Here is a 13,709-nt window from a genome sequence, read left to right on the forward strand (position 1 = left end):
TGCGGCGCTGCATCCGGCGTCGAACGCCGACTACGCCGCTCTCGACCGGGCGGGCGCGGTGGCCCTCGGCTTCCAGCGGGTCGCCGGGCACCGGCCCCCGACCTGGCCCGAAGCGGCCGTACCGCAGCAGCTCCACCTCTGTTTCACGGCCGAGGGCGACCTGGACGAGGCGGAGGCCCGGCTGCTGGCGCTGGGCGCGGGCATGTCCGAGCACCAGCCGCGCCCCGACCGGTGGCGGGTCCTCACCGACCCGGCCGGCCACCCCTTCTGCGTCCGGGCGGCCTGAGAGCCGCCGTCACTGGCCCACCCGCCCGTCCACGCGCTCGCGCAGCAGATCGGCGTGGCCGCAGTGGCGGGCGTACTCCTCGATCCGGTGGACCATCAGTTCCCGTACCGCGATCCGGTCCTCGCCCACCCGCTCGCCGAGGTCCGGGTGGGCGGCCAGGGCGGCGTCGGCCGCGGCCTGTTCGCGCGCCAGGTCGGCGAACGCCGCCCGCACCGCGCCCGGTTCACCGACGGCTCCGTCGAAGTCCGCGTCGCGCACGCCGTACAGCTTCGGCAGCGGGTCGCCCGCGCGGATCCAGTTGTGCCAGTCCCGCTCCACCTCGGCGAGGTGCCGTACGAGACCGAGCAGCGACATCGACGAGGGCGGCACCGACCGCCGGGCCAGTTGCTCCGCGTCCAGGCCCTCGCACTTCATCCGCAGGGTCGCGCGGTAGTGCGCCAGGAAGTCCAGCAGCGTGGCGCGTTCGCCCTCCGGGCCGGGACCGCCGCTGTCACGCGGGTCGTCGTCGGGATCGGCCCACATGTCGGGGTGGACGGTCGCCTGGGTCCACCGCTCCGGTTCGTCGCTCATGTGCGGCATGGTCGCCCGCGACGGACCGGCGGCGCCACCGAGTTCTCGCCGGTCCGGTGTGCCGGTGCCCCCTACGGGCGGAGCGCGGCGACGATCAGATCGAGCAGGCGGCCGGTCCGCTCCGGTGTGTTCTCGGCGGGCGCGCCGAAGAAGACGCCGAGCAGCATGCTGAGGATGTCGTCGGGTTCGACGTCCGCGCGGAGCGAGCCCGCCTCCGCCCCGGCCGCGAGGAGGGACGCGATGGAGGCGGTGAGGCGTTCCCGGGTGGCCGGCGTGGCGATGGTCCCCGCGGCCCAGCCGGCGCGGAGGGTGCCCATGACCCCGCGCTTGGCGGCGACGAACGCCGCGTAGCGGTCCATCCAGGCCCGCAGCGCCGCCGGGGGCGCGAGCTCGGCGAGCAGGGTGTCCGCGCTCGCGGTGACCTCGTCGAGTTCGGCGCCGTAGACGGCCTCGACCAGCGCCTCGCGGGTGGGGAAGTGCCGGTAGAGCGTGCCGATGCCCACGCCCGCCGCGCGGGCGACGCCCTCCAGCGGGACGGTGCCGTCCTCGGCGGCGGCGAACGCGGCGCGGGCGGCGGCCAGCAGCCGTTCGCGGTTGCGCCGCGCGTCGGCACGGGCGGGACGGCCGGGGGCGGACCGGTGCCCGGTGCCCTGGGCGGCGGGCGCGGGCGGGTACTCGGGCCCCCGGACAGCGGGCGCGGGCGCGCGGTCGGGGGACGGCGGTTCGGTGGCGGTCAAAACGGAGGCTCCTCCGGTAGTGCTACTCTCACAGAGCGGAGGCTCCTCCGCTTGTCTCATCGTCGCACGAGAACGGCACCCCCATGACGTCCTCCACCCCGCACTCCGAGACCACGGCCACCGGCGCGCCCCGCGCGGGCGGGGCCGCTCCGCTCGCCGGCCGCACCGTCTCCCGCGTCGGCTACGGAGCCATGCAGCTCGAACGCCTGCGCACCGACCGCGCCGCCGCCGTCGCCCTGCTCCGCCGCGCGGTCGAGCTCGGCGTCGACCACATCGACACCGCCGGGTTCTACGGCGAGGGCTTCGTCAACGACGTCGTCCGCGAGGCGATCCGGCCCGCGGACGGCGTCCTCGTCGTCAGCAAGGTCGGCGCCGCCGCCGACCCCGGCGGCCGCTTCCGGCTCCGGCTCGCCCAGCGCCCCGAGGAACTGCGCACGGGCGTCGAGGCCGACCTCGCGGGCCTCGGCGTCGAGCAGCTCCCGCTGGTCAACCTGCGCCGCGCCGCCATCGGCCCCGGACTGCGCGCCGCGGGCGACCAGGCGGTCGGCCTCGACGACCAGCTCGCCGAGATGACCGCCCTGCGCGACGAGGGCAAGATCGGCAGGATCGGGATCAGCAACGTCGGCGCCGACGAACTGCGCCGGGCGCTCCCCGTCGGCCTGGCCTGCGTACAGAACGCCTACAGCCTCGTGGCGCGCGACGACGAGGACATGCTGCGGCTCTGTCTGTCCGAGGGCATCGCCTGGGTGCCGTACTTCCCGCTCGGCGGCGCCTTCCCGGGCCTGCCGAAGGTGACCGACGAGCCCGCCGTCCTCGACGCCGCCCGCACCCTGGACCGCACCCCCTCGCAGATCGGCCTCGCCTGGCTCCTCCGGCACGCCCCGAACATCCTCCTCATCCCCGGCACCGCGGACCCCGCACACCTGGAGGCGAACATCGCCGCGGGCACGATCGACCTGGACACCGAGACCCTCACGACGCTCGACGCGGTGCCGTCCCGGCCGATGGAACTGTCCATGGACTAGGTCATGTCCGCGACGCGGTTGGTCAGTTGGTCCGTTCGTGGTGCGCCGTCATGAGCTGACCGATGAGTCGTGGGCGGTGATCGGACCATTGCCGGCTCCGTCGAGGATGGACAGACCCAGTACAGGACCGTCCTCAGGTGGTCAACGGCCTCTTGTGGAAGCTGTCCACAGAGCCGGACTGGCGGGACCTGCCGGAGCGGAGCGGTACGGGCCGTGGAAGACGGTCTACGCACGCTTCCGCCGCTGGTCGGCCGACGGAATCCAGTACCGGCTCCGATCCATGCCCCGCAGCACTGCGATGCCACCGGCACGGTCGAGGGACCGTCGTGTGCGTCGACTCCACGACCGTGCGGGCCCATCAGCATGCGGCCGCGGCCCGAAAAAGGGGGGCAGGAGCGGCCGGGCAAGGCGACCGGCCCTGCGGCGGACCGGCCACGAAGACCCACCTCGCCTGCGACGACTGGGGCCGTCCCCTGGTCTTCACCGTCACCGCGGGCAACGTCAACGACTGCACCCGATTCAAGCAGGTCAGGCCCGCATCAGCGGCCGCCGGTGCGGGCCCGGCCGGACCGGGTCACCGCGGACAAGGGCCACTCGTCACGAAGAACCGCACCCACCTCCGCCGACGCGGCACCAAGGCCGCGATCCCCGAGCAGACCGACCATGTCAACGGACGCATCCCCCGGGGCGAAAGCCTCTGCCGCCCGGCCCATCCCGGCTGCCGTTGCTCGTGTGCACTGTCCCGCCGTAGCCGTCGTGGTTGATCTACAACGGAGCGGAGCCCGGTCGTTGAGGTTGCTGCCGCCCAGGACAGGGAGAGCCGCCCCGCGGCATACGCCGGGCGGACGGTGCGAGTGCGTTTCCTGTGAACGCCCTGCGGCCGGAGCCGCCGCGACGACGGGTCCGGAGGGTTGACGAGGTCGGGGCGGGAGTGCGGGAGTGCCTGCCGGCCAGTGGATTTCGGCCAACTACAGCGAGTGCTCCTTGCCGAGAGCCGCAGGGCTTCACAGTCACTGCACAGATTCCGACGTCTTTCTTCTACTTTTCTGAGTGTCGGTTCCGGTCAGTCGCCTTCCGAGATCTTGTCGTACGTGCGTGCGATCAGCCTATGGTGACGCTGCGTCGGGCGGACCTGACCTGTCTGTTGCCCGGGCGCTTCCATGTGCGGTCGGGGCCGCCGCGAGTTCGTCTGCTGTCGTGGGTCTCGTCGACCTCGTCAATGAACGTGGCCCTGCCGCCTGCTCACGACGGAGGACGTATCCTTGACACCCAGGCCGACCTTTCTTCAGAGGGCGTTGCGAAGACCGAAGCGTCACCGGCGCGTTCTGCCGCCTCTCCTTGCACTCACCGTACTGGCAACGCTCGGTGCGGGGCCGGATATAGACGGGCCGTCGTTCTCCGGCGCCGCACCCGTGGCGGACAGCTACGACGGATTCGACTCCCAGGCCGCTGAGCAAGTCCGGCAGGACCAGTGCCTGGTGGCCGATGCTGCGCGTATCGGCGGACCCAGTACGTACGTACTCGCGCAGAACGCCTTGAACCAACCGCCGGACCAGCTGCATGCGACGGCCAACAGGGAGTACTGGAACAGCACACCGCTCCGCCAGACCTTTGAGAAGGACCGGGACACTGCAGCCCAGGAGGCTTCCGCACTCGACAAGCGTGTAGCTTCCTGGGCGATCGGCGGCCTGCCAACGCCGGGAGGGTTCAAGTCGGTCGCCGATTTCGAAAAGCCACCGGGCCTGACAGGTGACAGCGGCTCAGACTTCTATGTCCAGACCGGCATCGGCAAATGGATCGGGTCTCAGCTCTGGAGCTACCAGCGGGAGAGCGATCTCTACAAGGACCCGACGACGGAGACCGACCCGGCCACGTTCAAGGCGGTCACAGACCTCGGCAGTCCGCTCTACAGCGACCAGCCGCCCCTTGGCTCCGACTACCAGCTGGCGTTCGCGGAATACCAGACATGGCACCGCTTGGCGGACTCCGACAAATCTATCGGTGCGGATGACGCCCGCGTCTTCCTGGCATCAGGCGGGTTCCCGCGTACCGCAGCCGAGCCAGGCAGTACCGAGTACCGCGTCGCAGTGGAGGATCTGAAGTCCCGCTTCGCCGCCTGCGCCTGGCGTGCGCCGCTCGACCCGCGCAAGGTGCTGGGCAAGGAGGTCGCCGACGCGTCCACCGAGTGGCAGCAGGAAATCGCTTCGCAGGCCACTCAGCGCAACCAGATCCTCGACGCCAACCGCACTGCCGTTCAGGCACTTCAGGCTGGTGCGACAGGACTGGGTGAAATGCTGGGCCAGTCCTGGATCGCCGACCACCTCACGCGCTGGCAGGACTGGTGGTCACCCGGCGGCCGTGGCTGGATCGACGACAGCCCGCTGACCGTCCATCTGCACGCCGACAAGAACAAGTGTCTTGAGGTCGCAGGCGGCAGCGACAAGGACGGCGCGCTGGTCCAGATCTACACCTGCCACGACAGCGGCGGGCAGCAATGGCAGATCATCGGTGACCAGCTGGTGAACGTACACGCCCTCAAGTGCCTGGATGTCCGGGGCGGCAACTCCGCGGACGGCACGATCATCCGGATCTGGACCTGCAACCAGAGCCCGAGCCAGCGGTGGGAGTACTCCACACACGGCACGACGCAGCTCCTCAACCCGGCAACCGGCAAGTGCGTCGATCTGCATACTCCCGCCAACAGCCAGGACGCCCTGCTCCACACCTGCAACGGCACGGATGCACAGAAGTTCGACATTGTCCCCACCGGTCACCATGGCACGGAGAAGCTCGACTACCCGACCACAGGTCAGTTCGACAAGGCGAAGAAGGGCATTGACAATGCCCGGGCAGCAGCGCTGAAGCAGCTTTCTACTCTCAAGGCGCAACTGGCCACGGCCCAGACGGCCGCTGCTTCCTCGGACAAGGCTGAGCAGGCCGCTTACGCGATCGCGGATACCAATGGAGCGCCGCGGGGTCGTGGTCTGCTGGTGGGGCAGCAGAAGGCACAGGTCACCAAGGGCGCGGTGGCCGCGCTGGACGCGATGGTGAAGGCCGGCGAGACGGCGGAGGCCGCCACCCGCGCCTCCGCCGGTGACAGTGCCACGATCGCGCAGCGCGCGCTGGCGCAGGCGGCACAGTCGAAGGCGGAGTTCCGTAAGAAGGCCGCGGAGGCGGCCGAGGCGCAGGCCAAGGCGGCCGCTGATGCGGCGAAGATCCACCGGGACAACGCGAAGAAGGACAAGGAGACCGCGGAGGCCAAGCTGGCCGTCGCGGTGAAGGCCGAGGGCGACGCGAAGGCGGCCGCCGCCGACGCTCACGCCAAGCGGCTGGCCGCGGAGGCCGAGGAGAAGACGGCGAAGGCGGAGAAGGAGACCGCCGCGGCGAAACAGGCGGAAGCCGCCGAGCACAAGAAGAACGCCGAGACCCAGGCGGCCGCGGCCAAGGACGCCCAGGACAAGGCCGAAGCCGCGGAGAAGACCGCGCAGAGCAGACGCGACGCAGCGGTCAAGGCCCGCGACGACGCCAGGGCCAAGCGCGACGACGCCTGGGAGGCCGAGCAGAAGGCCGACGCGGCCCGCGCCAAGGCGGACGCGAAGGCCGCCTACGCCGACTCCCTCGACGCCGGCGACGCGGCCACCGCAGCCCGCGCGGCCGCCGACGAGGCCGACCAGCACGCCACCGCAGCCGAAACGGCCGCCACCAAGGCACGCTCCGAAGCCGACGCTGCGACCAAGGCGGCAGCCGACGCGGACGCCGCAGCGACACGCGCGGAGGCAGCTGCCAAGCGAGCGCGCTCCGATGCCGATGCCGCCCAGGCGGCCAAGCTGAAGGCGGACGCCGCGGTGAGGACCGCGACCAGCGCCGCCGCCGACGCCATCCAGGCATCCAAGGACGCCGCCGAAGAGGCAAAGACAGCGGTCAAGCTCGCCGACGAGGCCGAAGCTCACGCCAAGGACGCCAAGTCCCAGGCCGACCAGGCCAACGCGGAGGCCGGCAAGGCTCTCGCCGCCTCTGCCAAGGCCGCGGGCTTCGCCCACGTCACCGCCCAGGCCGCAGCCGACGCCGGCCACGCCGCCGAACAGGTCGCCGACCCGGCCAACGACGCCATCGAACTCGGCTCCCCCTACATCACCACCGACTCCGCGGCAGGACTCGTCGTCCTCACAGCCCAGGGCTCCAAGACGATCGCCGAACAGCAGCAGGCTGTCGCCGAAGCCCACGCCAAGAACGCCCAGGAGGAAGCAGCCGCCGCCAAGTCCCTCGCCGAACAGGCCCAGGGCGACGCCAAGGAGGCCTACCAGCACGCCGCGAACGCCGCCGGCTACGCCGCCGACGCCCGCACCTACGCCAAGGACGCCCTGACCTACGCCGCTCAGGCGGCCACCGCCGCAGCCAAGGCAGCCGCTTCCCAGACCCGCACCCTCGAATACGACCGCCAGGCCACCGCCGACGCCGCAGCAGCCGACCAGGCCGCCGGCCGCGCCGAAGGCTACGCCAAGGACGCCCGCGACTCCGCCGACCAGGCAGCCCTCGATGCCTCAGCCGCCCGCGCAGCCGCCGCCGAAGCCGAACAGGCCGCCAAGGACGCCCGCGCCGCCGCCGAACGCGCCGACACCGCAGCCACAGAAGCCGAACAAGCAGCCAAGGACGCCGCACAGGCAGCCAAGGACGCACAAGATGCAGCCGAGCGAGCCGAGAAGCAGGGCAAAGCGCAGCAGATCGAGACAGGAACGGTTCCGGACGAAAACGGGGCTGCCGTCGGTGGTGTGTTCTACGTCGTCGACAAGACGGAGACGACCGGCGATCCGGAGGTGATCAAGAAGGAGAACTGCAACCCGATCATCCACACAGGCGACTGCAAGATCACCGCCAGGATCCGTTTCACCGCGGTCCTCGACCTGTACCTGTGCACCGCGCAGGACCTGGACCTGTCGAAATTCACCTGCCCCACCGAAGCGACGGTGTACCTCGGCGCATACCCCACCAAAGAACTCACCAGCGAGGTCACCGACACCATCTCCATGGAGGAGTTCAACCAGGGCATCGACCCGGTGGACATCCTCTTCGGAAGCTGGATCAAATGCATCCAGAAGATCGCTCCTGGCGGTGAGAACGGCAGTTGGGGCGGATGCGCCTGGGCAGCCGTGGACGTTGCGTCCCTCTTCGCGGGCAGAATCATCAGACCCATCGCGGACGCAGTCAAGGCATTGGACGCAGCCGCAAGGACCGGGATCGATTTTGAAGACGCATGGATCGCTCTGCGCACTCTCGGGCTGCCTGAAGAGGTTCTGGCCAGCATCGGCACGAAGGCGCTGGATGCACTGCGTGGGGCGTGCAAGGCAGTCAGCCTCACACGCATCACCATCGCCGGGAAGCGCTGTTGGGTCGAGACAGGAGGCCCTGGAGTCTGGCAGTGGGTGAAGGACGAAGCAAAGGACAAGCCCGCGGCTGTCGCCTACGAAGAGCAGATCACGGGCATTCCGGTAGGCTTCGGCTATGTGATTCATGGAACGCCGAACGCACGAGGGTTCGTCAAATTTGACGGATACAAGGACGGCGTTCTTTTGGACGCAAAGGGGGAGAACTACGCCTGGGCTGTCAAGAACGGAAGATTCAGACCGGACTTCAAGGGTGCTCAGAGTATGGTCGATCAAGCAAACCGTCAGCTTGCTGCGGTGAAGGCCGTAGGCGCCAAAACTGCCATCACGTGGCACGTTGCCGAAGAAGAGACCTCGGTGGCCATCAGAAATCTGTTCGCCGATAATGGCATTGTCGGCATCCAAGTCACACACACGCCGAAGCAGTAGGGAACACACTTGAGCGACGACGTACTGTCGGTTTTTCCGACGGACCCACAATGGCAGCCCTCTCAAGAGGCCGCGAACAGAGCAGTGAAGACGCTGGAGCTACTGGCGCCGGGACATGACGGAGTCAAAGCAACATGGCATGACAAGATCATGTTCATCGATTGCGGTAGTCGATTTGACCAGGTGTCCTGCCCGCGGTGTAGCTCGGTCCTCGACAGAACCTGGCTGGGCGACCAGATAAGTCAAAGCCGCGAAACGGGTTTGCTGGACGTCATCAGCCCATGCTGTGGCGTCGAACTCTCCTTGAACGACCTCATCTACCGTGACCCGTGCGGTCTCGCCCGGTTTGACATCTCAGTGTGGAACCCGGGCCGCTCGTGGTTGACGAACGGCGAAATCAAAGCCGTTGGTGAGGCACTAGGGCATCCCCAGAAACAGATCATGGCTCACTACTGATCACCCTTCCAGGTAAAAAGTTATGCCACATGAGTGCCATGTCCGCCTTGACATTAGATGCCTGAATAATGCCCGAGTAGCCCGAGATATCGCCTGCGGCAGGGCTCACTCGGTCTCCGGGTGGATATAGGTGGGAATGCACTCGGAAGGGCAGACTGACAGGTTGCGCAGGGGCACTGTGACCGGTAAGCAGCAGGACCGGCCACAGTGAGCTTCTTCGAACCGGGCCCCGATCAGGCGACGCCCGTCAAGCGCAACGAGCGAGGCCCCCGGGCAGTCGATCGAGATGTCTGACGTCTCAACCACACTGCTCAGGGGCCTCGTTGGCCAACCATCCTGCCGCACTCGAACTGCCGCATGCACGCGTGGAGTGGGTCACCGTGCTCATCGCCCATGCGCGAGTACACAACCCTGGCAAAGATCGCTGCCGGGTTCGGGATCAGCGAGTCCACCACCCACGCCTACACCAGCACAGTCGCTTACCTGCTCGCCCGTCGCGCGCCAGGTCCACCGAAAGTCCTGCGCGAGGCCGACCCCGACTTCGTCCTGCTGGACGGCACCCTCGCCGAGTACGGCCGGGTCGGCGACTCACGCGCGGACCACTCTCACAAACGTCGTCGGCACGGAGTGAACGCACAGGTGGTCACCGATCCGGACGGCCGACTGCTGTGGCTTCACCCGCGCCGGCGGGCCGCGCCCACGACCTGACCGCCCCCGTACCCACCGGATCATCCGCATCTGCGAGCGCCAGGGCGTTCCCCTCCTGGCCGATCTCGCCTACCAGGGAGGCGGTCCGTAGCTGACCACGGACATCAAGCGCAGGCCCCCGCAGGAACTCACCCCTGCCGAGGAGACCGTCAACCGGGCCTTGGCGGTGGCACGGGGCACCAGGTCCCACTGCCGTCCGTACCGCATGACGTACATCGCCAAAGCCAGTCCTCACCCTGGAGCGCTATTGAGCCGAAACGGTTTGGGTTCTGGGTCGCGGGTTCTGGGTCGCCGGTGGGGTGTGAGCGATTTGGTGGGGGACGCGCGGCATCTGTCGCCGCTTCTTCCGCAGACGCCAGCGACAGCCGCACATCGTCCGCAGCTACTCAATAGGACCTGTGACCCAGTCGTCGAAGGGGCGAGCCCCCCTCCGGCATGATGGAGGCATGCCCTTCCCCGACGAGACGGCTCCGGTGGCGGTGCTGGACTACCGGCCGCAATGGGCCGTGGATTTCGAGCGGTTGGCCGGGGTCCTGCGCAAGGCGCTGGGAGGGCATGCCCTGGCGGTGGACCATGTCGGCTCCACCTCGGTGCCGGGTCTGGCCGCCAAGGACTGTGTGGACATCCAGGTCCGCGTCGGAGCCGTCGACACGGACCGGCAGACCGCACTGCTCGCGGCGATCGGCTTCCGCCGCCGCCCCGAGCCCTGGAACCGCACCGAGGTCTCGGGCGGCCAGGAGTGCCGCAAGCTGGTGTTCGCGCCGCCGGTCGGCGCCCGGCGGTGCAATGTGCATCTGCGGGAGGCGGGCGGCCCGAACGTCCGCTTCGCCCTGCTCTTCCGGGACTACCTGCGGGCCGACGACACCGCCTGTCGCTCCTGGGGAGCGTTCAAGAAACGGCTGGCCCGGAGCGTCCCGGACCTCGCGGACTACGGGCAGATCAAAGCACCGGCCACGGAGGTGCTGATGGGGGCGGCCGAACTCTGGGCGGCCGGGACCGGCTGGCGGGTGCCGGAGGCGTAGGCCGCCGCCGAGGCCGAACTCTCCAGCGCCCTGCTCACCCGGTTCGCGCAGGGCGGCGCAGCGGCGGGTCAGGCCAAGGCGAGCAGGCTGACCGCGACGGCGGCGGCGCCCAGCCCGACGAGCTGGGTGCGATGGACCCGTTCGGCGAGGACGCCCCGGGCGAGCAGGACAGTGCCCGCCGGATAGAGGGCGGTGATCACGGCGACGACGCTCAGGTCACCGCTGCGGGCGGCGCACAGGAACAGCAGGTTCGCCACGGAGTCCAGCGCGCCCGCCGCCGCCGACAGCGCGTACGCGGGCCGCTGCGGGCCGAGCCTGCGGCGCAGGATCCCGGCCGCGGCCAGGACGACGGCCGAGGAGACCGCCCGCCCGGTGATCAGCGGGGCCACGCCGCTGCCGGACGGCGTCTGGTGCAGGCAGACCAGTTGGACGGCGATGGCGGCGCCCGCGCCGAGGGCCAGCAGCAGCGCCGTACGGGAAGGGCGCGCGGACCTGGAGCCGGGCCCGGCGCTGACCAGGACGACCGCGACGAGCGCGAGGGGAAGTCCGATCAGTCCGGCCGCGGCCAGGTGCTCGCCCTGGAGCAGGCCCACGGTCACCGGCAGCGCGGCGGACACCAGCGCGGTCACCGGGGACAGTACGTTCATCGGACCGATCGCCAGGGTCCGGTAGAGCAGGGCGAACGCCAGGGCCGAGGCGACACCGGAGGCGGCGCCCCAGCCCAGGGCGGCCGGGCTGAACGAGGCGCCGAGCACCGGCCACAGCAGCAGCTCGACCGCGAGCGAGGCCGGGGCCGCGACCAGCACGGTGCGCAGCACATGGGCCTTGCGGGCGCCGAGGCCGCCGAGGAAGTCGGCACAGCCGTAGGCGAGGGAACTGCCCAGGGCCAGCAGCAGAGCGATCACGGTCCATCCCTTACCATCAGTGGAACGACCAGACCGTACAACGGACCGACCGGGATATGTCAACCGAATGACCGTACGGTCCGATGTACCGACCGACAGTGGCCGGTCGCGGAGACAGGCGCAGAGACCGGTTGCGGAGACCGGTTGCGGAGACAGTCGCAGAGAGGTGATCGGATGGCCGAGACAGAGGCGGCCCTGCGGACGCTCGCGCACAACGTGCGCACGGCCCGCACCCGCGCCGGGCTGTCCCTGGACGAACTCGGCCGCCGCGCCCAGGTCAGCAAGGGAGCCCTGGTCGGCCTGGAGAAGGCTCAGGGCAATCCGAACTTCGCCACCCTGGTCCGGCTGGCCGACACCCTCGGTGTCCCGGTCTCCGCGCTGGTGGAGGGGCCGGGCGAGGAGCGGGTGCGCGTCGTGGCCGCCGAGGACGTCGCTCCGCTGTGGTCCGGCGAGCACGGCGGCGAGGCGCGGCTGATGCTCACCACCCCGGGAGCCGCGCCGGTCGAGGTCTGGCGCTGGCGGCTCGAACCCGGCGAGGAGTACCCGAGCCATCCGCACCAGGCCGGGGTCATGGAGACCGTCAGTGTGACCCGCGGCCGGATGGTCCTCGTCGTCGACGGCACCGAACACCCCGTCGCCGCCGGGCAGACGGCCGCCTTCCGCGGCGATGTCCCGCACACCTACCGCGGGTCCGGCACCGGGACCTGCCATCTGGTCATGACCGTCCAGCTCCCGCCGCGAACAGGGACGGGTGCGGGTACGGGGACGGGTGCGGGCACCGACTGACCACCGCGAGCCCGGAACCGCGCGGACGGACGCCGGTGCCCGGTCACCCGGTCACCCGGCCGCGGCCGCGAACGGGCCGCCCGCGCCGAAGGCGAGCCGGGTGAAGTGGTGGGCGATGCGGTGGTGGGCCGCCGGGCCGGGGTGGATCTCGTCGGGCAGCGGGAACTCGGCGTGGTCCCGCTCGCCGTACAGCTCACGGCCGTCGAGGTGGTACAGGTGCGGGTCGTCGGCCTGCCGCTCGGCGACGATCCGGGCCAGCTCGGCGCGGATCACGGTGAGCGTGAGGCGTCCGGCGGCGCGTTCGGCCGGGTCGCCGGTGGCCCGGAACCGCAGGGTGCCGTCGGAGAAGTCGGGCATCAGGGGGCCGGGCGTGTCCTCCTGGACCGGGCACAGCAGGGGCGAGACGACCAGCAGCGGTGCGGCCGGATGGCCCTCGCGGACCGTGTCGAGGAAGCCGTGCACCGCGGGACCGAAGGCGCGCAGCCGCATCACGTCGCCGTTGACGATGTTGATGCCGATCTTGACGCTGATCAGGTCGGCCGGGGTGTCGCGCATCGCGCGGGCGGTGAACGGGTCGAGCAGCGCGCCGCCGCCGAAGCCCAGGTTGACCAGGTCCACCTCGCCCCCGGCGGCGGCCAGGGCGGTCCAGGTGCCGGTCGGATGGGTGGCGTTCGAGCCGTGGCTGATGGAGCTGCCGTGGTGCAGCCACACCCGGCGCCCGCGGTCCGCCACCGGTTCCACGGGGGCGTCGGTGCGCAGGGCGATCAGCTCGGTGGTCTCCGTGTGCGGGAGCCAGATCTCGATGTCCTTGTCGCCCTCGGGCAGGCCGGTGAAGCGGGCGGTGCCCGCGGGCCCCTCCCGCAGTTCGGCCGCCTGGGTGACCATGTCGGTGATGACACGGACGTTGCCGCCGGGCACCGTCGCCTGCGCGACGAGCCGGCCGTCGGCCAGCAGGTCGTACACGCCGTCCGCGGGGGCCGGGGCACCGGCGTAGCGGCGCTTGGTGGGGAGCGTGTCCAGTGCGATGTCCGTGGCGCGGGTGCGGAAGACCAGCCGTACGCCCGAGGGCTGGGACTCGGCCATGGCGAGCTGCGCGTCGGGGATCTGGCGGCGGGCGCGGGCGGGCAGCCGGTGCGGCAGCAGTCCGTGCGCGGTCTCCTCCAGATCGAGGAAGCCGCGCAGGAGGTCCGCGGTGACGGGGGTGGTGATCCGGTCGTACGGGGGGTTCATGGGGGCCGCTCCGGTTCCTGTACTGCCTGACTGCCTGACTGCCTGAGGTACTGCTTGTTGCCTGCTGCCTGAGAGTCGTCGAGTTTTCCCTAAGGTTTTTAGGCAATCACTTAAACACTGTAGCCCAAAGCCATGAGAGGCGCGGCCCGCCGGGGTGGTCCACGCGTCTCAGCG

The 13,709-nt window shown here is 70.2% G+C and carries 10 protein-coding genes and 3 pseudogenes; 9 read left to right on the forward strand and 4 right to left on the reverse strand.

All coding sequences use genetic code 11. The features are described 5' to 3' along the window. Nucleotide 1: 1 nt before the first annotated feature. Nucleotides 2–286: pseudogene (locus ACWDYF_RS11780) on the forward strand (VOC family protein); the annotation flags it as partial. Nucleotides 287–295: 9 nt separating this feature from the next. On the opposite strand, the gene ACWDYF_RS11785 reads toward ACWDYF_RS11780, so the two are convergent. Next, complete coding sequence (locus tag ACWDYF_RS11785) at nucleotides 296–856, reverse strand: DinB family protein (RefSeq protein ID WP_381742185.1); 561 nt, start codon at nucleotides 854–856, stop codon at nucleotides 296–298. A 71-nt stretch (nucleotides 857–927) separates the two neighbouring features. Beyond that, nucleotides 928–1,593, reverse strand: coding sequence for a TetR/AcrR family transcriptional regulator (locus ACWDYF_RS11790; protein WP_389465430.1), 666 nt, complete (start codon nucleotides 1,591–1,593; stop codon nucleotides 928–930). An 83-nt stretch (nucleotides 1,594–1,676) separates the two neighbouring features. On the opposite strand from ACWDYF_RS11790, the gene ACWDYF_RS11795 reads away from it, so the two are divergent. The 7 genes and pseudogenes from ACWDYF_RS11795 to ACWDYF_RS11825 all read left to right on the forward strand — a co-directional run bounded on the left by ACWDYF_RS11795 (nucleotide 1,677) and on the right by ACWDYF_RS11825 (nucleotide 10,614). Further along, a complete protein-coding gene (locus tag ACWDYF_RS11795; protein ID WP_389465426.1) occupies nucleotides 1,677–2,618 on the forward strand; it encodes an aldo/keto reductase in 942 nt (313 codons plus the stop codon). A gap of 106 nt (nucleotides 2,619–2,724) precedes the next feature. Beyond that, nucleotides 2,725–2,823: pseudogene (locus ACWDYF_RS11800) on the forward strand (hypothetical protein); the annotation flags it as partial. A 142-nt stretch (nucleotides 2,824–2,965) separates the two neighbouring features. After that, nucleotides 2,966–3,382 carry a hypothetical protein gene (locus ACWDYF_RS11805; RefSeq protein ID WP_451584277.1) on the forward strand — a complete coding sequence of 139 codons (417 nt, stop codon included), beginning with the start codon at nucleotides 2,966–2,968 and terminating at the stop codon, nucleotides 3,380–3,382. 498 nt (nucleotides 3,383–3,880) lie between these two features. Further along, on the forward strand, nucleotides 3,881–8,428 hold the full coding sequence (locus tag ACWDYF_RS11810; protein ID WP_389465418.1) for an RICIN domain-containing protein: 4,548 nt from the start codon (nucleotides 3,881–3,883) through the stop codon (nucleotides 8,426–8,428). A gap of 9 nt (nucleotides 8,429–8,437) precedes the next feature. After that, nucleotides 8,438–8,884, forward strand: a complete 447-nt coding sequence (locus tag ACWDYF_RS11815) for a hypothetical protein (protein ID WP_389465415.1) — start codon at nucleotides 8,438–8,440, stop codon at nucleotides 8,882–8,884. 396 nt (nucleotides 8,885–9,280) lie between these two features. Further along, a pseudogene (locus tag ACWDYF_RS11820) lies at nucleotides 9,281–9,843 on the forward strand (transposase family protein); the annotation flags it as partial. 195 nt (nucleotides 9,844–10,038) lie between these two features. After that, nucleotides 10,039–10,614 carry a GrpB family protein gene (locus ACWDYF_RS11825; protein ID WP_389465413.1) on the forward strand — a complete coding sequence of 192 codons (576 nt, stop codon included), beginning with the start codon at nucleotides 10,039–10,041 and terminating at the stop codon, nucleotides 10,612–10,614. Nucleotides 10,615–10,682: 68 nt separating this feature from the next. Here ACWDYF_RS11825 and ACWDYF_RS11830 read toward each other — a convergent pair whose 3' ends face one another. After that, nucleotides 10,683–11,519: an EamA family transporter gene (locus tag ACWDYF_RS11830; RefSeq protein WP_389465411.1), complete on the reverse strand. Its 837-nt coding sequence runs from the start codon at nucleotides 11,517–11,519 to the stop codon at nucleotides 10,683–10,685. Between the two features lie 174 nt (nucleotides 11,520–11,693). Here ACWDYF_RS11830 and ACWDYF_RS11835 point away from each other — a divergent pair, with 174 nt between their 5' ends. Further along, nucleotides 11,694–12,305 (forward strand): helix-turn-helix domain-containing protein, encoded by a 612-nt coding sequence (locus tag ACWDYF_RS11835; protein ID WP_389465408.1) that lies wholly within the window; start codon nucleotides 11,694–11,696, stop codon nucleotides 12,303–12,305. 51 nt (nucleotides 12,306–12,356) lie between these two features. Here ACWDYF_RS11835 and ACWDYF_RS11840 read toward each other — a convergent pair whose 3' ends face one another. Continuing rightward, nucleotides 12,357–13,535 (reverse strand): SGNH/GDSL hydrolase family protein, encoded by a 1,179-nt coding sequence (locus tag ACWDYF_RS11840; protein WP_389465405.1) that lies wholly within the window; start codon nucleotides 13,533–13,535, stop codon nucleotides 12,357–12,359. Nucleotides 13,536–13,709: the final 174 nt, after the last annotated feature.

The sequence above is a fragment of the Streptomyces sp. NPDC003284 genome, assembly GCF_053589675.1.